General features: G+C 74.6%; 18 protein-coding genes. 7 read left to right on the plus strand and 11 right to left on the minus strand.

Features of this window, described 5'->3' with window-relative positions; translation table 11 throughout:
* Positions 1-63 precede the first annotated feature (63 nt).
* Genes FB558_RS10400 through FB558_RS10410 form a run of 3 tightly spaced genes read left to right on the plus strand, consistent with a single transcriptional unit; the run spans position 64 to position 2,976 of the window.
* Positions 64-1,134 (plus strand): sugar ABC transporter substrate-binding protein, encoded by a 1,071-nt coding sequence (locus tag FB558_RS10400; RefSeq protein WP_142050961.1) that lies wholly within the window; start codon positions 64-66, stop codon positions 1,132-1,134.
* 10 nt (positions 1,135-1,144) lie between these two features.
* A complete protein-coding gene (locus FB558_RS10405; protein WP_142050964.1) occupies positions 1,145-2,194 on the plus strand; it encodes an ABC transporter permease in 1,050 nt (349 codons plus the stop codon).
* Entirely contained in the window at positions 2,191-2,976 is a 786-nt protein-coding gene (locus FB558_RS10410; protein ID WP_142050967.1) for an ATP-binding cassette domain-containing protein, read from the plus strand. The genes FB558_RS10405 and FB558_RS10410 overlap by 4 nt, the downstream gene beginning before the upstream one ends.
* A 33-nt stretch (positions 2,977-3,009) precedes the next feature.
* Here the strand turns inward: FB558_RS10410 and FB558_RS45665 are convergent, their stop codons facing one another.
* The 10 genes from FB558_RS45665 to sucC all read right to left on the minus strand — a co-directional run bounded on the left by FB558_RS45665 (position 3,010) and on the right by sucC (position 16,469).
* The gene (locus FB558_RS45665; RefSeq protein WP_425467985.1) at positions 3,010-5,157 is read right to left on the minus strand and encodes a Y-family DNA polymerase; all 2,148 of its coding nucleotides are present in this window, start codon (positions 5,155-5,157) and stop codon (positions 3,010-3,012) included.
* Positions 5,158-5,183: 26 nt separating this feature from the next.
* Complete coding sequence (locus FB558_RS10420) at positions 5,184-5,951, minus strand: hypothetical protein (protein WP_246106357.1); 768 nt, start codon at positions 5,949-5,951, stop codon at positions 5,184-5,186.
* 139 nt (positions 5,952-6,090) lie between these two features.
* Positions 6,091-6,855, minus strand: coding sequence for a 23S ribosomal RNA methyltransferase Erm (gene erm / locus FB558_RS10425; RefSeq protein WP_142050970.1), 765 nt, complete (start codon positions 6,853-6,855; stop codon positions 6,091-6,093).
* A gap of 287 nt (positions 6,856-7,142) precedes the next feature.
* Positions 7,143-8,699, minus strand: a complete 1,557-nt coding sequence (gene purH, locus FB558_RS10430) for a bifunctional phosphoribosylaminoimidazolecarboxamide formyltransferase/IMP cyclohydrolase (protein WP_142053979.1) — start codon at positions 8,697-8,699, stop codon at positions 7,143-7,145.
* 26 nt (positions 8,700-8,725) lie between these two features.
* Positions 8,726-9,373, minus strand: a complete 648-nt coding sequence (gene purN / locus FB558_RS10435; protein WP_142050973.1) for a phosphoribosylglycinamide formyltransferase — start codon at positions 9,371-9,373, stop codon at positions 8,726-8,728.
* Between the two features lie 105 nt (positions 9,374-9,478).
* Positions 9,479-11,533, minus strand: a complete 2,055-nt coding sequence (locus FB558_RS10440; RefSeq protein ID WP_142050976.1) for a cell division protein PerM — start codon at positions 11,531-11,533, stop codon at positions 9,479-9,481.
* A gap of 102 nt (positions 11,534-11,635) precedes the next feature.
* Positions 11,636-12,604 (minus strand): DUF5336 domain-containing protein, encoded by a 969-nt coding sequence (locus FB558_RS43200; RefSeq protein WP_170231267.1) that lies wholly within the window; start codon positions 12,602-12,604, stop codon positions 11,636-11,638.
* 93 nt (positions 12,605-12,697) lie between these two features.
* A complete protein-coding gene (locus FB558_RS10450; protein WP_142050979.1) occupies positions 12,698-14,239 on the minus strand; it encodes an ABC-F family ATP-binding cassette domain-containing protein in 1,542 nt (513 codons plus the stop codon).
* 170 nt (positions 14,240-14,409) lie between these two features.
* Positions 14,410-15,297 (minus strand): succinate--CoA ligase subunit alpha, encoded by an 888-nt coding sequence (gene sucD, locus FB558_RS10455; RefSeq protein ID WP_142050983.1) that lies wholly within the window; start codon positions 15,295-15,297, stop codon positions 14,410-14,412.
* A 2-nt stretch (positions 15,298-15,299) separates the two neighbouring features.
* On the minus strand, positions 15,300-16,469 hold the full coding sequence (gene sucC / locus FB558_RS10460) for an ADP-forming succinate--CoA ligase subunit beta (protein WP_142050986.1): 1,170 nt from the start codon (positions 16,467-16,469) through the stop codon (positions 15,300-15,302).
* A 185-nt stretch (positions 16,470-16,654) separates the two neighbouring features.
* Here sucC and FB558_RS10465 point away from each other — a divergent pair, with 185 nt between their 5' ends.
* The 3 genes from FB558_RS10465 to FB558_RS10475 all read left to right on the plus strand — a co-directional run bounded on the left by FB558_RS10465 (position 16,655) and on the right by FB558_RS10475 (position 19,560).
* Positions 16,655-17,614 (plus strand): esterase/lipase family protein, encoded by a 960-nt coding sequence (locus FB558_RS10465; RefSeq protein ID WP_142050989.1) that lies wholly within the window; start codon positions 16,655-16,657, stop codon positions 17,612-17,614.
* 273 nt (positions 17,615-17,887) lie between these two features.
* Positions 17,888-18,682 carry a M23 family metallopeptidase gene (locus FB558_RS10470; RefSeq protein WP_246106358.1) on the plus strand — a complete coding sequence of 265 codons (795 nt, stop codon included), beginning with the start codon at positions 17,888-17,890 and terminating at the stop codon, positions 18,680-18,682.
* A 35-nt stretch (positions 18,683-18,717) separates the two neighbouring features.
* Positions 18,718-19,560: a helix-turn-helix transcriptional regulator gene (locus tag FB558_RS10475; protein ID WP_142050992.1), complete on the plus strand. Its 843-nt coding sequence runs from the start codon at positions 18,718-18,720 to the stop codon at positions 19,558-19,560.
* Positions 19,561-19,593: 33 nt separating this feature from the next.
* Here the strand turns inward: FB558_RS10475 and FB558_RS10480 are convergent, their stop codons facing one another.
* Positions 19,594-20,199 (minus strand): dihydrofolate reductase family protein, encoded by a 606-nt coding sequence (locus FB558_RS10480; RefSeq protein ID WP_142050995.1) that lies wholly within the window; start codon positions 20,197-20,199, stop codon positions 19,594-19,596.
* Between the two features lie 257 nt (positions 20,200-20,456).
* Here FB558_RS10480 and FB558_RS10485 point away from each other — a divergent pair, with 257 nt between their 5' ends.
* Positions 20,457-20,813: a VOC family protein gene (locus FB558_RS10485; protein ID WP_142050997.1), complete on the plus strand. Its 357-nt coding sequence runs from the start codon at positions 20,457-20,459 to the stop codon at positions 20,811-20,813.
* Positions 20,814-20,837 lie beyond the last annotated feature (24 nt).

Raw genomic sequence — 20,837 nt, forward strand, 5'->3', positions numbered from 1 at the left:
GCCAATGAACGCCAAGGTTCCGACAACGTTGTCTCCACGTCAGTGCTGACGAGAGGTCGTGCGATGAACCAGGCAGGGACGGCCCGCAGGCGGGCCACCGCAGTCGCCATCGGGGCCGTGGCGGTCCTCGCACTCGCCGCGTGCGGTGGCGGGTCCGAACCGGGCGGCGGAGGAGACGGCGGCGACCGGCCGGTCGTCGGCCTCATCACCAAGACCGACACCAACCCGTTCTTCGTCAAGATGCGCGAGGGCGCCCAGCAGGCGGCCGACGCGCAGGGCGTCGAGCTGCAGAGCTTCGCGGGCCGGCAGGACGGCGACAACGAGTCGCAGGTGCAGGCCATCGAGACCCTGATCTCCGCGGGGGCGGCCGGGTTCATGATCACGCCCAACGACTCCGCGGCGATCGTGCCCACGCTCGACCGCGCGCGGCAGCAGGGCCTGCTCGTCATCGCGCTCGACACCCAGACCGAGCCGCCGGACGCCGCGGACGCCACCTTCGCCACGGACAACTTCCAGGCCGGGCTGCTCATCGGGCAGTGGGCCAAGGCGAAGTTCGAGGCCGAGGGCAAGCAGGCCAAGATCGCGATGCTCGACCTCTCGCCGAACCGGCCGACCGTCGACGTCCAGCGCGACCAGGGCTTCCTGCAGGGCTTCGGGATCGAGGTGGGCGACCCCACGCAGATCGGCGACGAGTCCGACCCGCGCATCGTGGGCCACGACGTCACCGACGGCGCCGAGGAGGGCGGCCGCACGGCGATGGAGAACCTCCTGCAGCGCGACCCGTCGATCAACCTCGTCTACACGATCAACGAGCCTGCCGCGGCCGGTGCGTACGAGGCGATCAAGGCCGCCGGCCGGGAGAACGACATCGAGATCGTCTCCGTCGACGGCGGCTGCCCCGGCGTCGAGAACGTCAAGGCCGGGATCATCGGGGCCACCTCGCAGCAGTACCCGCTGAAGATGGCGGCACAGGGCGTCGAGGCCATGGCCGCGTTCGCCAACGACGGCACCAAGCCGGAGGCCACCACGGGCAAGGACTTCGTCGACACCGGCGTCACGCTCATCACCGACGAGCCGCAGCCGGGCGTCGAGTCCCAGGACACGGCATTCGGGCTCGAGAACTGCTGGGGCTGATCAAGTGCCGATGACCGACGACACCGGGGGCCCGGTCGCCGCGGCGACCGGGCCGCAGCCCCACGGGTTCGACGAGCGGCGGGCCGACACGCCGGTGCAGCGGCTGCAGCACGTCCTGCACGCCCGCCCCATCCTCGGCCCGCTCGCCGTTCTCCTGCTCGCGATCATCGCGTTCTCGCTGGTGAGCGACCGCTTCCTGACCGCGGCCAACCTCGGGCTCGTGATGCAGCAGGTCACGGTGATCGCGGTGCTCGCCCTCGGCCAGACACTGGTGATCCTCACCGCCGGCATCGACCTCTCCGTCGGCGCGATCGCCGTGTTCTCCTCGATCATCATGGCCAACCTGGCCACCGACCTGGGCATGCCCGGCGTTCCCGCCCTGGTGCTCGGGATCGTGTGCGGCACCGCGATGGGGGCGTTCAACGGCTTCCTGGTGACGCGGATCGCGCTCCCGCCGTTCATCGTCACCCTGGGCACGCTCTCGATCTTCTTCTCGCTCAACTCGGTGGTGTCCCGGAGCGAGACCGTCCGTGGCACGGACATGCCCTCGCTCCTGACCTGGACCGGCACCACGTTCCCGATCGGTGACTTCCGGATCACCTACGGGTCGATCATCATGCTGCTGCTCTTCGCGTTCTTCTACTACGCGCTCGGGTACACGGCGTGGGGCCGGCACGTCTACGCCACGGGCGACGACATCGAGGCCGCCCGCCTCGCCGGCATCAGCACCGGCAGGGTGCTGTTCTCGGTCTACGCCGTGGCCGGGCTCGTCTACGCGATCGGCGCGTGGGTCCTGATCGGCAGGCTCGCGTCCGCGAGCCCGAACGTCGGCATCGAGTACAACCTCAACTCCATCACGGCCGTCGTGCTCGGCGGCACCAGCCTGTTCGGCGGGCGCGGCCTGGTGATCGGCACGCTGGTCGGCGCGCTCATCGTCGGCGTGTTCCAGAACGGGCTGCAGCTGGGCGGCGTCGACGTCGTGTGGCAGGGCTTCGCGATCGGCCTGCTGGTCCTCGTGGCCGTGTCCATCGACCAGTGGATCAGGAAGGTCCGCGCATGACGACCACGGTCCGGAAGCCCGTGCTCGAGGCGCGCGGGCTCGTCAAGCGCTACGGGCCGGTCACGGCGATCGCGAGTGGCGACCTCGAGCTCTACCCCGGCGAGATCCTCGCGATCATCGGCGACAACGGCGCGGGCAAGACCAGCCTGATCAAGGCGCTGTGCGGGGCGCTCATCCCGGATGCCGGCGAGATCCGGCTGGACGGCGAGCCGGTGCACTTCCACAGCCCGATGGACGCCCGGCGCGCCGGCATCGAGACCGTCTACCAGACCCTCGCCGTCGCGCCGGGGCTCGACATCGCCGACAACCTGTTCCTCGGCCGCGAGGAGCGCAAGCCGGGCATCCTCGGGTCGGTGTTCCGGATGCTCGACCGCAAGCACATGCGGGCCGAGGCGAAGCGGCACATGGTCGAGCTGGGCATCACCACGCTGCAGAACATCGGGCAGGCCGTGGAGAGCCTGTCCGGCGGGCAGCGGCAGGGGGTGGCGGTCGCACGGTCGGCGGCGTTCGGCAGCAAGGTCGTGATCCTCGACGAGCCGACGGCGGCGCTGGGCGTCAAGGAGGGCAACCGGGTGCTGCAGCTCATCCGGGACGTCCGCGACCGCGGCCTGCCGGTGATCCTCATCAGCCACAACATGCCGCACGTGTTCGAGCTGGCCGACCGGATCCACATCCAGCGGCTCGGGCGCCGAGCCACGGTGATCACGCCGGAGTCGCACACGATGACCGAAGCGGTGGCGATCATGACGGGTGCGGCGGAGCCTCCCCCACCGGTCGCCTGAGACGGACCGGGCATCCACGGGGTCGCGGGCCGGCTAGTCGTACTCGCCGATGACCCACCACCTCCCCTCCCGGCAGAGGAGCAGCAAGGCTCCACCGTCGTCGAGGGAGACCTGCAACCGGCTCGCGGCGGCGCGGCCCGGCGTCCACCACCGCTGCTGCACCGGCCACGGCCCGGCCCAGCCCAGCACCTCCAGCGGTGCGCCCCCGTCGACCACGACGTGCCGCGGGGGCGCGGTGAGCAGGTCGGGCGCCGCGAGCCGGACCGGGCTGCTGCCGTCGGCGGCGGTCAGCTCGGCCGGGAGGGGGTGCGGTGGCACCGTGGCGGGCGAGGGCGCCGGCAGCCGACCCGGCCAGGACGGCGGTGGCTCGCGGACCGCGGGGTGCCCGGCGGGCCGGCGCGGTGGGGAGACCCGACGGCGCCGGTTGGTGGAGCGCATGCGCACCGCCTCGGGCAGGTCGGCGGCGGAGATCCGGCCGGTGTGGCGCACGACGTCCTCGGGCCAGCCGGCGGGGGCGACGAGCTGCCCCGCGGCACCGGAGCGCTCCCACGCCCCCGCGCTCCCACCGGTTGCGGCGCTTCCCCCGGCCACCGCCGGCGAGCCGCCGACCGCTCCCCCGAGCGCGCGGTCACCGCCCCTCCCGCGATCCACCTCGGCACCACCCCGCACGTCGGCGCGCCCGCTCGTGCCCCCGGTGCCCCCCGCCGGCTCGGCGTCGCTGCCGAGGCCCGCTCCACCGGCGGGCACCGCGTGCGGCCCGTCCCCGACCTGCGGGCGGCGAGATGCGGGCACCCCACCCCGTGACCCGGCGTCGTCCGCGGCCGTGCCAGGGGGCGCCGGGAGGCCGAGGTCGCGGTCGTCGCCCCACGGCACGAGCCGGACCTGCTCGGCCGGGTCGCGCCCGCCCACCAGCACGGCGGTGACCACCGACTCCGGCCCGAGCAGCGCCTGCACCCGCACCAGCGCCCGCCCGGCGCGCTCGTCGGCCTCCCCGACATCGCCCCACAGGCCCAGTTGGAGGGCACCGGCGGTGACGGTCTCCTCCGGGACGAGACGGAGGCGGGCCACCGCGCCGTCGCCCGCCTCGTCGGCGGCGCCGTCCTCCCCGGCGCGCCGGCGGCGCGTGAGCCACGCGTCCAGCTGCCAGCGGACGCGGTCGACCGTGCCGGCCGGGGTGAGCGGCTCCGCGCACCGCCAGATCCGGTGCAGCTCCTCGCCGCCCACCGTGCGCGCGGCGACGCCGAGCCGGGTGCACGAGAGACCGTGCGAGGCCAGCGCGGCGTGCAGCCGCTCGGCCAGCCCACGGGCGGCGAAGGCCGCGGCGTCGACGCGGTCGACCGGCGGGTCGAGCTCCACCTCGACCGAGAGCTCCTCCGGCGGCGCGCGGCGCACGGGCGGGCGCGGGTCGAGCCCGCGGGCGAGCCGGTGGCAGTGCACGGCGTCGGCCCCGAACCGGGAGGCGACGTCCTCGGCGTCGAGCGCGGCGAACGCCCCCAGGCTGCGCAGGCCCAGCCTGCGCAGCAGCCCGACCAGCTCGGAGCGGTCGACGTCGGGCTCGCGGTCCAGCTCCTCGACGCCGAGCGGCGCCAGGAAGGCCGGGGTGTCGCCGGGCGCGACGGCCAGGGCGCGCCGGGCCGCGAGCACGGCGGCGAACAGCCCGTCGGCCACCCCCACCTGGCACTCGACGCCGGTGCGCGCGGCCACCCGGTCGACCAGGGCCTCCGCGGCCTCCTGCTCCCCGCCGAACCAGCCGACCGGGCCCTGCGCCCCCAGCGCCACCAGCCCGGGCCGGACGACCTCCACACCCGGCGCCAGCTCCTCCACGGCGAGGACGACCGGCTCGAACGCGCGGGCGTCCCGGTCGGGGTCGCGGTCGAGCACGGCGAGATCGGGGCACCGGGCCTGCGCCTCCCGCCGCCGCAGCCCCCGGCGCACCCCCTGGGCGCGGGCCACGGCCGAGCAGGCCAGCACCCGGTTGGCCACCACCACCGCCGCAGGCCGGTGGGCCGGGACGTGCGCCGCCATGGCCGCCGCGGTGACCGGCCAGTCGGGCGACCACAGCGCGAGCACCCGCGCGGCACCGCTCTCCGCCGCACACACCTGCGCGGTGCCGCACACGACGTCGTCGGCGTGTGCGGACTCCGGGAGGTGTGTGCCGCCGGACACCGGGAGCTCGCTCACCGCACGGCCTCGCCGCTGTCGCTCGCTCACCCCGCCACCCGCTCGACCTCGCGCCGCCCGCGGATCCGCTCCACACCGGCCTGCCGGGGAGCGGCCACCACCCCGCCGGGTGCCGGCAGCAGCACGCCGGCCGAGCGGCCCGCGGAGGTGACACCGCGCCCGCGCACCCGCACCCGGACCTGCCGCGCGTCCAGCCGACCGGCCCCGGCGCCCAGCCCCTGCCACCGGGCGTCGGCGCAGCTCAGCTCCACGTCGGCGCCCGGCCACGCCCCGAGCGCCACCAGCACCGTCCCGCGCTGGCGGGCCCGCGCCGCCAGCCGCTGCCGATCCGCGGCGCGCACCCCCGCCCGCTCCGCTCCCGCCACCGCCACGACGTCCATCCCGTCGAGCAGGGCGACGGTGACGGCCATCAGGTCGGTCCCCGGCTCGGGGACCAGTGCCAGCCGCTCGAGCCGCACCCCCGCCTCGGCGGCCGCCAGCAGCCCCAGCCCCGGCCTGCCGACCACGGCCGCCCACGCCCCCGCGGCGGACGCCTCCGCGAGGAGCGCGAACAGCAGCGACGTGGCGGCCGGAGCGTGCGGGAGCGCGACCGTGGCCCCGCGGCGCAGCCCGCCACCGGGCAGCAACCCGGCCAGCGGTGCGACCACCGGCAGCACCCGGCCGTCCGGCTCGGGAGCGGCCACCGGCCGCGCGCCCCCGGACCGGTTCTCGACGCGGCGCAGCAGCCCGCGCGCGAGCTCCAACCGGCTCGCCGGATCGCTCCGGCTCCCGGCCTCGACAGCAGCTCCACCCACGCACGCCTCCCGCGTTGGTCGGCCGCGGGGAAGACGGCGATCGAACGTCTGTTCGATACTAGCGGGATCCGGTCACGGACTCAAGCGGGGCCGGCCCCCGTGACCACCTGACGGAGTGTGTCGGAGCCGACGTTCGCCCCTATGGCTGCGCAGCGCCGTTCACGGCGGCGTGCAGCGCGGCCCACACCTGCGGCCCCAGGTCCCGGGGGCGCGCGGCGGCATCGAGCCCGTGGGCGGCCAGCCAGCGCCGCGGTGCCGGCAGCGCCCGCCGGACGGCCGGCAGCAGCCGGTCGCCGCGGAACGCCTCCCGGACCAGCCGCTGGTAGGCAACGCGTTCCGCGGGCGGCACCAGCGGCTCGGGGCGCCTGCGGATCACCAGGATGCCGCCGTCGACCGCGGGCCGCGGCCGGAACGACGACGCGGGGACCCGGCCGCCGAGGGAGAACTCGTACCAGGGCCACCAGCTCGCGGTGAGCAGTGTCGTGCCGCCGACGGCCGCGCGTTTGCGGGCCACCTCCCACTGCACGAGCAGCACGGCCGTCGTCCAGCTGCCCTGGGCGAGCAGGTGGCGCAGCACCGGGGTCGTGATGCCGAACGGCACGTTGGACACGACGGTGGGGGCACCGTCGAGCCGCATCCGCAGCATGTCGGCCTGCACGACGCGGACGCGCCTGCCGAGCGCTCGGCGGAGCCCGGCGACGCGGCCGGGGTCGAGCTCGACGGCCGTGACGTCGCCCGACCGCGCGGCGAGCTGCCGGGTCAGGGCGCCGTCACCGGCGCCGAGCTCGAGGACGGGACCGGGCGGCACCAGCGCGACGATGCGCGCGGCGGCGCGGCGGTCGACGAGGAAGTTCTGTCCGAGTTCGTGCCGTCCGCCGACGGCGGGACGGGAGGACGAGGGCATGCGGGGACCTGCGCTTTGCATCGATCACAGACGGGGGGGTCCGGATCGGACGCGCGCAGAGCGGAACGGGCCCGAGGGCGGGATCAGCTGCGCGGCGTCCGAGCGTCGCGCCGCAGCCGTATCGAGGCGAACATGCGTATCACGCTACCGGGCGGAGGCGACCGGTTATTGGCCGTCCGCATTAGCAGGGCCATCGAGCCGGACGAACGGCACTCTCGTCGCTACCTAGCCGACGAAAGTGCCGTTCGTTGCGTGGAAGCGGCTCTTGACGGGCGCCGGGGCCGGGTTCAGTGGGCGAAGTGCCTGGTGCCCGTGAAGTACATCGTCACGCCCGCCGCGGCGGCCGCGTCGATCGACTGCTGGTCGCGCACCGACCCGCCGGGCTGCACGACGGCCCGCACGCCCGCCTCGAGCAGCACCTCGAGCCCGTCGGCGAACGGGAAGTAGGCGTCGGACGCCGCCACCGAGCCGCGGGCGCGCTCGTCGGCGCGCTGCACCGCGAGCCGGCACGAGTCGACCCGGTTGACCTGGCCCATCCCGATCCCGACGGCCGCGCCACCGGACGCGAGCAGGATCGCGTTCGACTTCACCGACCGGCACGCCCGCCACGCGAACGCGAGGTCGGCGAGCACGTCGGCGGGCGCGGGCTCACCCGTCGCGAGGGTCCAGGTCGACGGGTCGTCGCCCGGGGCGTCCACGGCGTCGCGCTGCTGCAGCAGCAGGCCGCCCGAGATCGGACGCAGCTCGGCGCCGGTGCGCTCCACGGCGCCGGGCAGCCGCAGCACGCGGACGTTCTTCTTCCGCGTGAGGACCTCGAGCGCGCCCTCGGCGTAGGACGGGGCGACGACGACCTCGGTGAAGATCTCCGCCACCTGCTCGGCCATCGCCACGCTGACCTCGGTGTTCGTGGCGATCACGCCGCCGAACGCGCTCACCGGGTCGGTGGCGTGCGCCAGGCGGTGCGCCTCGGCCACGTCCGCGCCGACCGCGATGCCGCAGGGGTTGGCGTGCTTGATCACCGCGACGCAGACACCGTCGTGGTCGTGCGCGGCGCGCCAGGCGGCGTCGGCGTCGACGTAGTTGTTGTAGGACATCTCCTTGCCGTGCAGCTGCTCGGCGGCCGCGAGGCCGGGCCGGCCCGACACGTACAGGGCCGCCGCCTGGTGCGGGTTCTCGCCGTAGCGCAGGGTGGCGGAACGCTCCCATGTGGCGCCGACCCAGGACGGGAACGCGCCCGCCTCCTCCTCGGGAGCGAGCACGTTCCCCATCCACGACGCCACCGCGACGTCGTAGGTGGCGGTGTGCCGGAACGCGGCGGCCGCGAGCCTGCGGCGGTCCTCGAGCGCGAAGCCGCCGTTCTTGACCTGCTCGAGCACCCACTCGTAGCGCGCGGGCTCGACGACGACGGCCACGCTGTCGTGGTTCTTCGCCGACGCCCGGACCATCGCAGGCCCGCCGATGTCGATCTGCTCGACGCACTCGTCCGGCGTCGCGCCGGAGGCCACGGTCTCGGTGAACGGGTAGAGGTTCGACACCAGCAGGTCGAACGGGGCGATCTCCAGCTCCGCGAGCTGCGCGACGTGCGCCGGGTTGCGGGTGTCGGCGAGCAGGCCCGCGTGCACGCGCGGGTGCAGCGTCTTCACGCGCCCGTCCAGGCACTCCGGGAACCCCGTGAGCTGCTCGACGGGCGTGACCGGAACGCCGGCGTCGGCGATCCGCTGCGCCGTCGAGCCGGTGGACACGATCTCGACGCCGAGCCCGTGCAGGCCCGCAGCCAGCTCCGTGAGGCCGGTCTTGTCGTACACGCTGATCAGGGCACGACGCACGGCGCGGCGTTCGCTCAGCACTGATGGTTCACTCGCGCGCTCGCTCACGGGATGGTCACCTCTCGTCCGGTCACGGTGGCCCCGTCCCGGGCCAGCGCGGCGACGGTGCCCACGAGCAGCCGCCGCTCTTCGATCTTGATGCGTTCGTGCAGCGTGTCGACGGTGTCACCGGGCTCGACGGGCACCGCGCTCTGCGCGATCACCGGGCCGGTGTCGACCCCGTCGTCGACGAGGTGGACGGTGGCACCCGTGACCTTCACGCCGTACGCGAGCGCGTCGGCGGGCCCCCGCACCCCGGGGAACGACGGAAGCAGCGCCGGGTGCGTGTTGATCATCGGGCAGCCGACGCCTGCGAGGAAGCCGGGCCCGAGGATCTTCATGAAGCCGGCGCTCACGACGAGGTCGGGACGGTGCTCGGCCACCGCCTTCGCGATCGCGGCGTCCCACGACGCGCGGTCGGCGTGGTCGGCGACGCGCACGGCGAACGCCGGCACGCCCGCCCGCCGGGCGCGCGCGAGGCCCTCGATGTCGGCCCGGTCGGCCCCGACGGCCACGACCTGCGCCGGGTACCCGGGCTCCGCCGCGGCGTCGAGCAACGCCTGCAGGAGGGTGCCCGACCCGGACACGAGCACGACGACCCGGGCCGGCGCGGGGATCTCGACCCGGTACGAACGGCTCGGCGACGCGGGCACGCAGGAGCTCCTCGAGCGGTCGGGGGATCACCTCTGACGGTGTCCAGGGTAGGCGGCGGTGCAGGTCACACCGGCCCCGGACCTGCTTGGCGGCCAGGCGCCCCGTCAGCCTCCGCCGTCGCGCCGCGGCCGCGCCTCCCGCTCGGCGGCCTCCTGCGCGCGCTGGGCGACGAGCTCGCCGACGGTCTGCGGCCCGTCCTGCTCCGGCACGGGCGGTGCCGCGAGCTGCTCGCTCCCGCGCCGCCGCCACGGCAGGAACGACCCTCGGCCGGAACGGGACGAGGCAGCACCCACCGGTCCCTGCCGCTCGCCCCCGGCCCGACCGGACGCCGGGGTCCGACGCAACGCGGCCGGTCCCCGACCGGCCTCCCGACCGCCCTGCCCACGCTCGCTCCGGCGCGGGTCACGACGTTCGACCCGGGACCCCGCGCGCCGCCGCGCGCTCGGTGCGGCGGTGTCGTCGGTGTCGTCGGTGTCCTCGCGCCGCACCGCAGCGGTTCCCGCGCGCCGCGGCTCGCCCGATCCCGCTTCGCTCCCGGCGCCGCGCGGGCGTCGCGCACCGCCCCGGGCCTCGTCCTCGTCCTCGCGCGGGCGGCCGCGGGGCCGCTCCCGCCTCGCGTCGCCGTCACCGGACCGCCGCCCGGCTGCACCGGATCCCGGCCGACCGGTCGCGCCCTGCTCCACGCCCTCGTCCGGTCCCGCGCCGCCACGGGGGTGCTGCACGTCCTCGGAGCTCCCGTCCGGTTCGGGTCCGGTCTCCTCCGGGTCGGCACCCGGGCCGCCCTCCTCGACGTCCGGCTCCACGCGCGAGCCCCGGTCCGCGACGTCCGCCTCGGCGCCGTCCGGCTCGGCGGCGTCCGGCGTTCGAGCCTCGTCCGCGCCGCCCTCGTCCCCGTCGACTCCGTCCCCGTCGACTCCGTGGCCGTCGACCTCGCCGTCGCCCACCTCGCCGTCGTCGACCTCCCGCTCGTCGGGAGCAGCGCCGGCACCGGCCGGACGCAACACGGAGATCAGCATGACCGGCACGCCCACCCACAGCATCGCGGCCGGCACCAGCAGCTCGACGGGCAGCCGCACCGGGTCGAACGGCCCGGTCGCGAGCCGCCCACCGGCCATGACCGACAGGGCTCCGACGGCCACCGCGGTGAGGCCCACGGTGGCGAGGGCAGCCGCGAAGCCGTCCTGCGCGGTCGCTGCGCGGCGCACCGCGAGCCCGGTCAGCACCCCGACGCCCAGCGGCAGCAGGAACACCGCCAAGGCCCACACCGGCGGCACCCCGCTCGGCAGGGCGGCCAGCAGCGGGAAGCTCGACGGCTCCGCGGTGTGCGTCACGAACGGCGACGCGGTGGCCGATCCCACGGCGACACCGGGCCCCAGCGCCCAGCCGACGCCCACGACGACGGCGTTGGGCAGGTAGGCGCCCGCCAGCAACGTGACCCCGACACCGGCCCCGAAGCCGGGAGCGAGTCGCGCGTAGGCGTCCGCCACCGCCTCGGCCTGCAGGACCAGGCCGGTGAGCACGACGATCGCGCCCGTGAACGCCAGGCCGGCGAGCGCGATCGCGGCGCCGCGCAGGGCGGGCCGCAGCCACCCGGGGAGGCGGGCGGCGGCATCGGGCGGCAGCCCGCAGGCCCGTACGACGCCGAGCGCGGCCGCAGCGGCCGCCACGAGCCCGCCACCGACCATCGCCGACCACGGGGCCACCGCGACCTCGGCCGCCCGCGGGAGCAGCGCGCTGCCCAGGACGGCGACGGCGGCGTGCGCGCCCGCGAGCGCCGCGACCACGGCGCCGGCATCGTGCCGCGGGCGTCCGCCGAGGCGCCGGACCGACCAGGCCGCGCCGAACGCGATCACCGCGATCACCCCGGCCGTCGGCAGCAACGGCAGCAGGCTGAGCGGCTGCCCCTCCAGCACCAGCGGGATCTGGTGGGCCGCGAGCCAGAGCGGGATCGCCGCGGCGAACGCGCCGTCGATCGAGACCGCGCCGCCCGCGGTGGCGATCACCAGGGCGGCGGAGGGGACGAGCAGGGCGTAGCTGAGCAGGACGGTGCCCATCGCCCCGGCCAGCAGCAACCGCAGGCGGTCGAGGCCCTCGACACCGCCTGCCACGTGGTCGTCGTCAGGCGGTTCGCGGTCGGTGTCGGCGAGGGTGCGCGTCACCGGATCAGGGTCGCAGCGCTCCCCGTGCGGGTGGCGCAGGCGCGCCGCCGGGGCCTGGAGCGGGCTGGTGGCTCCCGGCGGGGAGCGCTAGGAGGGCGGCTCCTAGTAGCCGCCGTTCTGCTGGTTCGGCGGACGCTGCTCGCCTGCCTGGATGATCCGGGTCTGGTCGACGCTCGTCTGCTCCGAGTCGCCCTGCTCCGGACGCCCCGACGTCTGCGGGGCCGCTCCGGTCGGTTCGCCGGTCTGCGCGGGGGCGCCGGAAGCGAGCGGAGTGCCCGGAGCGCTCGGGGTGTCGGCAGCGCTGTCCCCGGAGCCGCCGTACCAGCTGGGGGTGCCCGCGGGCCGGCCGCCGGCATCGCCCTGCCCCGGCGTCGGGCCCCACGGCTGCTGGCCGTACCCACCGGGCGCGCCGTACCCCTGCTGCCCGTAGCCGGGCTGCCCGTACTGGCCGGGCTGCCCCGGCTGGCCGTACCCCGGGGCGCCGTAGCCCGGCTGCTGCTGCCCGTACCCCTGCTGCCCGTAGCCCGGCTGCCCGTACTGGCCGGGCTGGCCGTAGCCCGGCGGGTACTGGCCGTAGCCACCCGGCTGGCCGTACCCGGGGGGCGTGCTCGCCCGCGGCGCGGGCGCCTTCACCAGGCCCGCGTCCAGCAGCACCGCGCCGATCACGGCGACGGTCTGCAGGAAGGCGAGCACGAGCGCGATGATCACCGACGTCGGCGAGGAGCCGCTGGTCACCATCTGCAGGAACAGCAGGGTGCCGGTGGTCACCATCACCGCGGCGGGCACGAGGACGCGGCCGACCTTCGGCAGCAGGGCCGATCCGGCGAGCAGGCCACCACCGACGAGGAGCACCCCGATGAACGTGGTGGCGAGCCCCAGGTCGAGGAAGCCGATCAGGTAGATCACGATGCCGAGGCCGGCCGTGACGAGCGCGAGCAGGCGCGCCGGGCCCGGTGCGAGCTGCGGGCCCGTCGAGGCGTCCGGGGTTCCCGAGCTCGACGTGTCCGACGGTGCGGAACCCGACGTGGCCGCCGGTGTTCCCGGTTGATGGGTTCCCGGTTGCTGGCTCATGGAACGAACTCCCCTCGTGCGGACTCCCGCGGTCCGGCGCAGGCGGCGCACGGAACGCTAGTCCATCGTGCGGGTGACGGCGTGGGTGGGCGATCAGCCCGCGCCGGTGGGTCCGGACACCTCTCGCAGTCCACTCTCCACGTTCCACCAGCGCGTGCAACCGATCCTCCACAGGAACGGCAGATCGTGGCTCGCGACCACGACCGCCCCGCGGAAGGCCCGCAGCGCCTCCGTGAGCCGCTCGACGCTGTCCAGGTCGAGGTTGTTCGTCGGCTCGTCGAGCAGGAGCAGCTGCGGCGGTGGCTCGGCGAGCAGCAACCGGGCCAGCACGACGCGGAACCGCTCCCCGCCCGACAGGGTGCCCACCCGGCGGTCGACGGCGTCGTCGTGGACGAGGAACCGGGCGAGCCCGGCGCGCACCCGCTGCGGGTCGGCGTCCGGGGCGGCGGCCCGCACCGCGTCGAGCACCGGGGCGGCGTCGTCGAGCACGTCGAGCCGTTGCGGCAGGTACGCGAACGGGACCGCCGGTGCGAGCCGGCGCAGCAGCGTGGTCTTGCCGCTGCCGTTGCCGCCGAGCAGCCCGATCCGCTCGGGTCCCCGGACGACGAGCCCGTCCACCTCGACCGCCGTGCGCCCGGCCGGGAGGGCCGTCCCGGGCAGGTCGATGCGGATGCGGTCGTCGTCCCGGACCGCCGCCTCGGCGGCACGCAGCTCCGCGCGGGCGCCGGCGAGCCGCTGCTCGTGCATGATCCGGTACTTGCCCGCGGAGACCTGGGCCTCCTGCCTGCGCTGGTTCATGATGACCTTGGGACGGCGCTTGTTCGCGTGGTCGGTGGCCGCGTAGCGGGCACGCCGGTCGAGCGCGACCCGCGCGTCGGCGAGCTGCCGGCGCTCGCGCCGCAGCCCCGTCTCGGCCACCCGGACGAGCCGCTGCGCCGCCTCCTGCTCCACGGCCAGCTGCGCCTCGTACTGCGACAACGTTCCCCCGAACAGCCGCACCCCGCCGTCGCGCAGCTCGACGACCGCGTCCACGAGCTCCAGCAGCTCCCGGTCGTGGCTCACGACGACGAGCACGCCCGGCCAGCCGGCCACGGCGTCGTACAGCAGCTCACGGGCCCGCCGGTCGAGGTTGTTCGTCGGCTCGTCGAGCAGCGCGACCGCCGGGCGACGCACGAGCAGCCCGGCCAGCCCGGTGAGCACGGCCTCGCCGCCGGACAGCGTGCCGACCGCGCGTTCGAGGTCGACGGGCAGGCCGAAGCGGGCGAGCTCGGCCGCCGCGCGCTCCTCGACGTCCCAGCCGTCGCCGACGGCCGGGACCGCCGAGGCGTCACCGGCCTCGACGGCGTGCAGCGCCGCCCGCTGCTCCGCGATGCCGAGCAGCTCCGCGACCGTGCGCCGCGGGTCGAGGGCCACGTCCTGGGGCAGGTACCCGACGTCGCCCGCGGTGTGGACGGTCCCGGCGCCGGGCGCGAGCCGGCCCGCGACGAGCCGCAGCAGCGTGGACTTGCCCGACCCGTTGGCGCCGACGAGGCCGGTGCGGCAGGCCCCGAACGCGAGGTCGAGGTCCCGCAGGACGGGGGTGCCGTCGGGCCAGGAGAACGACAGGCCGGAGCAGACGACAGCGGGGGATGACACGGGGACACCTCACGGACGAACCGGAACCCGCCGGGCGGAGCCACGGACGCGGGCGGGAGGTGTCTACAGGCGCACGCCGCAACGCTAGCGCGCGCCCCCGTTGCAGCAAAGCCACTTTCCTGCAGCGTGGTGGCAGGAAAGTGGCTCTGCTGCAATCGGGCGGCGGGAGCCTAGGCGCTCGCCAGGATGTCCTTCATCAGCTGGGCCGTCTCGCTGGGGGTCTTGCCGACCTTCACCCCGGCCGCCTCCAGGGCGTCCTTCTTGGCCTGCGCGGTGCCCGCGGAGCCGGACACGATCGCCCCGGCGTGGCCCATGGTCTTGCCCTCCGGAGCGGTGAACCCGGCCACGTAGCCCACCACCGGCTTGGTGACGTTGGCCCTGATGTAGTCCGCGGCCCGCTCCTCGGCGTCCCCACCGATCTCACCGATCATCACGATCGCCCGGGTGTCCGGGTCGGCCTCGAACGCGGCGAGGGCGTCGATGTGGGTGGTCCCGATCACCGGGTCCCCACCGATACCGATCGCGGAGGAGAAACCGTGCTCGCGCAGCTCGTACATCATCTGGTAGGTCAGCGTCCCGGACTTCGACACCAACCCGATCGGGCCCGCACCGGCGATGTCGGCCGGGATGATCCCCGCGTTGGACTTGCCGGGCGAGATGATCCCGGGGCAGTTCGGGCCGATGATCCGGGTCTTGTTCCCCTTGGCGCAGGCGTGCGCCCAGAAGAACGCCGAGTCGTGCACCGGGATGCCCTCGGTGATCACCACGGCCAGCGGGATCTCGGCGTCGACGGCCTCGATCACCGCGTCCTTGGCGAAGCGCGGCGGCACGAACACCACCGACACGTCCGCGCCGGTCTCCTTCATCGCCTCCTCGACGGTGCCGAACACCGTGAGGTCGCGGCCCCCGATGGTCACGGTCGTGCCGGCCTTGCGGGCGTTCACGCCACCGACGATGTTGGTGCCGGCCGCCAGCATCTTCGTGCTGTGCTTGGTGCCCTCGCCGCCGGTGATGCCCTGGACGATGACCTTGCTGTTCTCGTTGAGGAAGATCGACATGGTCAGGCTCCCGCCGCTGCCAGCTCGGCGGCCTTGTCGGCCGCGTCGTCCATCGTTCCCACCTGGGTGACCAGGGGGTGGTTGGCCTCGTCGAGGATCCGGCGGCCCTCCACGACGTTGTTGCCGTCCAGCCGCACGACCAGCGGCTTGGTGGCCGCGTCACCGAGGATCTTCAGCGCCTCGACGATGCCGGTGGCCACGGCGTCGCAGGCGGTGATGCCGCCGAAGACGTTGACGAACACGCTCTTCACACCCGGGTCGCCGAGGATGACGTCCAGGCCGGCGGCCATCACCTCGGCCGAGGCGCCACCGCCGATGTCGAGGAAGTTCGCCGGCTTCACCCCACCGTGCTTCTCCCCGGCGTAGGCGACGACGTCCAGCGTGCTCATCACGAGGCCGGCGCCGTTGCCGATGATCCCGACCTCGCCGTCGAGCTTGACGTAGTTGAGGTCCTTGGCCTTGGCCTTGGCCTCCAGCGGGTCCTCGGTGCGCTCGTCCACCAGGTCCGCGTGCCCGGGATGGCGGAAGGCGGCGTTGCCGTCGAGGGTGACCTTCCCGTCCAGCGCGACGACCTTGTCCTGCGGGTCGCGCACGAGCGGGTTGACCTCGACGAGCGTGGCGTCCTCCGCCACGAAGGTCTCCCACAGCTTGACGATCACGTCGGCGGCCTGGTCGGCGACCGCGGCCGGGATCTTGCCCTGGGCGACGATCTCGGCGGCCTTCGCGCGGTCGACACCGGCGATCGCGTCGATCGGCACGCGCGCGAGCGCGTCCGGGCGCTCGACGGCGAGCTGCTCGATCTCCATGCCGCCCTCGGCCGAGCACATGGCCAGGAACGTGCGGTTCGACCGGTCCAGCAGGAACGAGAAGTAGTACTCCTCGGCGATGTCGCTGGCCTCGGTCACCAGCACCTGGTGCACGGTGTGGCCCTTGATGTCCATCCCGAGGATGGCACCGGCCTTCTCCTGCGCCTCGTCGGGCGTCTCCGCCAGTTTGACGCCGCCGGCCTTGCCGCGCCCGCCCGTCTTGACCTGCGCCTTGACGACGACCGCGGTGCCGATCTCGGCGGCCGCGGCACGTGCCTCCTCCGCCGTCTCCACGGTCCGGCCCGGCAGCACCGGGACTCCGTGCGCGGCGAAGAGCTCCTTCGCCTGGTACTCGTAGAGGTCCACTCGGCTCTCTCCCTGCCCACTCCGCTTGTGCGATGCGGGCCTGGAGCCCGCGACGTCCGCTGCCGCAGCGACCCTAGCGACGTCGGACGCACCCGCCCTGACCTGCCCGGGTGATGGCAGTCACCCGACCACCGGTGGACGCGCCAGGGCGGGCGGGCCCGGCCGAGATCACCTACCGTCAGTACATGGCACCGTCCCACGCCGGGGTGGACCGCCTGGCCAGGACGGCCGCGGCGGTCCGGGTCGGCGTGACCGGGGCCGTCCGGGTGGGCACCTACGCCGCGCGCACGTTCGGCGCGCCGGCCGGTCTGCGCGGGCTCGCCGTGGAGTGGGCGTGGCTCGCCGCGCACCTCGCCGTGTACCCGGCCGGCCTGCTGCGCGAGCAGCTCCGGGACGTCGCCGGCTACCGCACCGACCCACTGCCCCCGGCGCGACGCGGCCTCGTGGTCACCGACCCGCAGGCCGCCGGCACGCCGATCCTGCTGCTGCACGGGATCCTGGACAACCGCTCGGTGTTCACCCTGTTCCGGCGTTCGCTGCGCCGTCGCGGCTTCGGGATCGCCCACGCCGTCAACTACAGCCTGTTCACCGGTGACGTCCGCGCGGCCGCCCGGGAACTGCACGAGCACGTCGAGCAGCTCCGGGACCGCACCGGTGCCGAGAGGATCCACATCGTCGGCCACTCCCTCGGCGGCGTGATCGCGCGCTACTACGTCCAGCGCATGGGCGGCAGCGACGCCGTGGACACCCTCGTGACGCTCGGCAGCCCGCACGCCGGCACGCTCGCGGCCTACCTGCTGCCGACCCCGCTCGCCCGCCAGCTGCGGCCGGGCTCGGACGTGGTGGCCGAGCTCGCGCGGCCGGCCCCCGGGTGCAGCACGCGGTTCCTGGTGGTCTGGAGCCGGATGGACCAGATGGTGCTGCCCCAGCGCAACGGCCGGCTGCGGCATCCCGACCTCGAGGTCGACGAGCTGGAAATACGTGATGTCGGTCACTTGGCCCTGCCGATCGACCCGCGCGCCGTGCACTGGGTGGCGGACGCGCTGGGCCGAACAGAGCGAACCGCTCACCCGTTACGACCTGGACACCAGCTACCGACGGGTCAGTCCGAACCGGTGGACGCCCCGTCGACGCCCGCATCCTGACGCAGCGTCGACCGCACCGACACACGGCGCGAGGAGTTGCCTGACTCCGACCCACCTCGCTACCGTCCGCGGGTCCGTGTCACAGCTCGATCACGGCGGCGATGACGACCCCGATCGTCATCACGGGATCCCCAGCCCATGCCGCCGCGGGCCGACCACGGACATCCGGTCAGTCGAGAAGGGCAGGTCTTGGCGCGCCACCGCTCCCCCAGCGGCGCCCAGGCAGACGATCCGGGACGCACGACGCCCCTGCGCGTCACCGACGTCCCGGGCGTGCATCGTCTCCCGGCGCCCCCCGCGGCGTCGCTGCGCGGGCTGGCCACCATGGCCGCGGTCGCCGCGGGTGCCGTGGTGGCGGGCGGCCAGACCGTGGCCACGACGTTCACCGAGGAGCCGGTCCAGACGGTCAGCGCCCTGGTCCCGGTGGCCCAGAGCACCGACTCGGGGGCCGAGGAGGCGCAGGCCGACCCGGCCGCCGCGTTCGGCGGCGCCATCGGTGGCGACCAGCTCCTGCCCGACCCGCTCTCGCTCGACGTCCGCGACGCGCTCGACGCCTCGGAGCAGGTGGACGTCCAGAGCCTCGCCAAGGCCGTCGACATCGGGCGCGAGCTCACCCGGCAGGCCGCGCTCATCGAGTCCGCCCTGTCCCACGGCGCCTCCCAGGCGAACCTGTACGGCGACACCACGTACGTGCGCCCCGCCGACGGCAACCTCACCTCGGTGTTCGGCAGCCGGTGGGGAACCACGCACCAGGGCATCGACGTCGCGGGGCCGATCGGCACCCCGATCTACGCGCTCACCGACGGCGTCGTGGAGGAGGCCGGGCCGGCCACCGGGTTCGGCCTGTGGGTGGTGCTGCGCCACACCGACGGGACCCAGAGCGTGTACGGCCACGTCAACCGCATGTTCGTGGACGTCGGGGACGAGGTGGAGGCGGGCGAGGAGATCGCCGAGATCGGCAACCGCGGCCACTCCACCGGCCCCCACCTGCACCTGGAGATCTGGACCGCCGACGGATCCAAGATCAACCCGCTGACCTGGATGCGCAAGCGGGGCCTCGACTACTAGTGGTCCCCGCCGGACACCTCGCCTAGCCTCCCGGCGTGGGCCTCGTCTCGTGGCGCGAGGAGTCCGAGCTGGGCTCCTGGACGCAGATCACGTGGCGCCAGAGCGCGCTCGCCGGGCTGGTCGAATCCGTGTGGCTGTTCGACGGCACGCTCGGGCGGCGCCGGGAACGCCACTACCCGACCGGCGAGCTCGACCTGATCGTGCAGCTGGGCGCACCGTTCCGCGTCGTCGAGGGCCAGCCGGCGGCCACGTGTCCGCCGTCCCTCCTCGCCGGGCTCGCCGTGGCCCCACTCGTGATCGAGACACCCGCCCCGAGGTCTCGCGTGCTCGGCGTCCGCCTTCGACCGGCGGGCGCCTTCTCCCTCTTCGGCGTCCCGCTGCGCGAGCTGACCGGGGCCACCGCGAATCTGCAGGACCTGATCGGCGGCGAGTCGCGACGCCTCGCCGAGCGTCTGGACGAGGCGAGCTCCGACGAAGCGCGCGTGCTGCTCCTGGGAGGCTGGATCACCGAGCGGCTCGCCGGACGCCCCGGCACCGATCCGCGCATCGCCCACGCGGTTTCGATGATCGAGAGCACCGGCGGGAAGGCGCCCATCGGGGACGTCCTCCGTCGGATCGACGCCTCCCCCACGCGCTTCACCAGCCTGTTCGAGGAGCAGGTCGGCGTGAAGCCGAAGCTCTTCGCCCGCATCGTCCGGTTCCGCAGGTCGGCGGCAGCCCTCCGGTCCGGGACCGGCTCCTTCGGCCGGCTGGCGCTCGCGCACGGCTACTACGACCAGTCGCACATGAACGCGGATTTCAGGCAGTTCGCGGGCATGTCGCCCGGGCGGTTCCGGGCTGCCACGGCGTACCCGGAAACGCTGAGCTCGGCCGACTGACCACGGCGTTCGACAGCTGGGGGCGGGGCGACGTCACGCCGGGGCGCCGAGCGGCGGGTGCTCGAGCACGCGGGGCTTGTACTCGACCAGCTGGATGCGGCCGTCGAAGGTCCGGTGATCGATCATCTCGAGGGCGACGTCCGGATAGCCGTCGTAGATGCGTTCTGCGCCCGTGGCCCCGGTGATCACCGGGAACATCCCGACCCGGAAGCGGTCGACGAGTCCGGCTCGCAGCAGGGACCGGCACAGGCTGAGGCTGCCGATCGTGCTGAGGAGCCCCGAGCCGTTCTCCTTCATGGCGCGGACCGCCGCGACGGCGTCCCCGCGGACGAGGGTGGTGTTGGCCCACGTCAGTGGCTCCTCGAGCGAGGAGGAGAACACCACCTTGGGTGCTCGCGTGAGCTCGTCGACGGACGCCTCCTCTTCGGCCCTGAACCCGTCCTGGCCGTCCGGGACCTCGCCGGCGGCGAAGCCCGACATCAGGCGGTAGGTGTTCGCTCCCATCAAGTGGGTGACCTCGGGCTGCTCGCCGAGCCACGCCAGGTACTCCGGGCCCTCGAGGCCCCAGAACCCGGGCCAGCCCTCTCCCGATGCGTAGCCGTCGAGCGAGGTGATGAAGTCGACGAGAAGCTCCGACATGGCGGTGTCCTTTCCTCGGGGTCACGAGCTTGGACCAGCCGAGGGCCGCGAACTCATCGGATCCTGGCGCCGGCCACGTCGTCCCGGACCGCGTTCGGGGTAGCGGATCGGGATCCGCACGACATGATCAGCACACCGGGTTATCCGGTGGATCGAGGCCGAGCCGCCGCGGCTTTTTTCCAAGACCCGGCATCCGGCCGCCGCTACCGTCGCGGGCACCCACTCCCCGCAGACCGAGCCGAAAGGGTCAGCATCGGATGCCTGGATCGAACCTCGTGAACGTGGTCGGCGTGCTGCCCGTCACCGACCACGCGAAGGCCGTGGCGTGGTACCAGAAGTGGGTCGGGCGGGCCCCTGACGTCGAGCCCATGGAGGGAATCGCCGAGTGGCAGCTGGCCGAGAACGCGTGGATCCAGGTGGCCGTCGATCCCGGGTCCGCCGGCGGCACCACGGTCGTCGTCGGCGTCGAGGACCTCGACGCCCAGCGCTCCGCGTGCGCCGCTGTCGAGGTCGCCGTGGGTGAGGTCAGCGACCACGGGTTCGTCAAGACCGCGGAAGCGGTCGATCCGGCGGGCAACAAGATCCTGTTCGTGCAGGAGTCGCGGGAGCCGTAGCGGCGCGCGTCACCCACCACCCGG

This window comes from Pseudonocardia kunmingensis (genome assembly GCF_006716445.1).
Taxonomy (GTDB): Bacteria; Actinomycetota; Actinomycetes; order Mycobacteriales; family Pseudonocardiaceae; genus Pseudonocardia; species Pseudonocardia kunmingensis.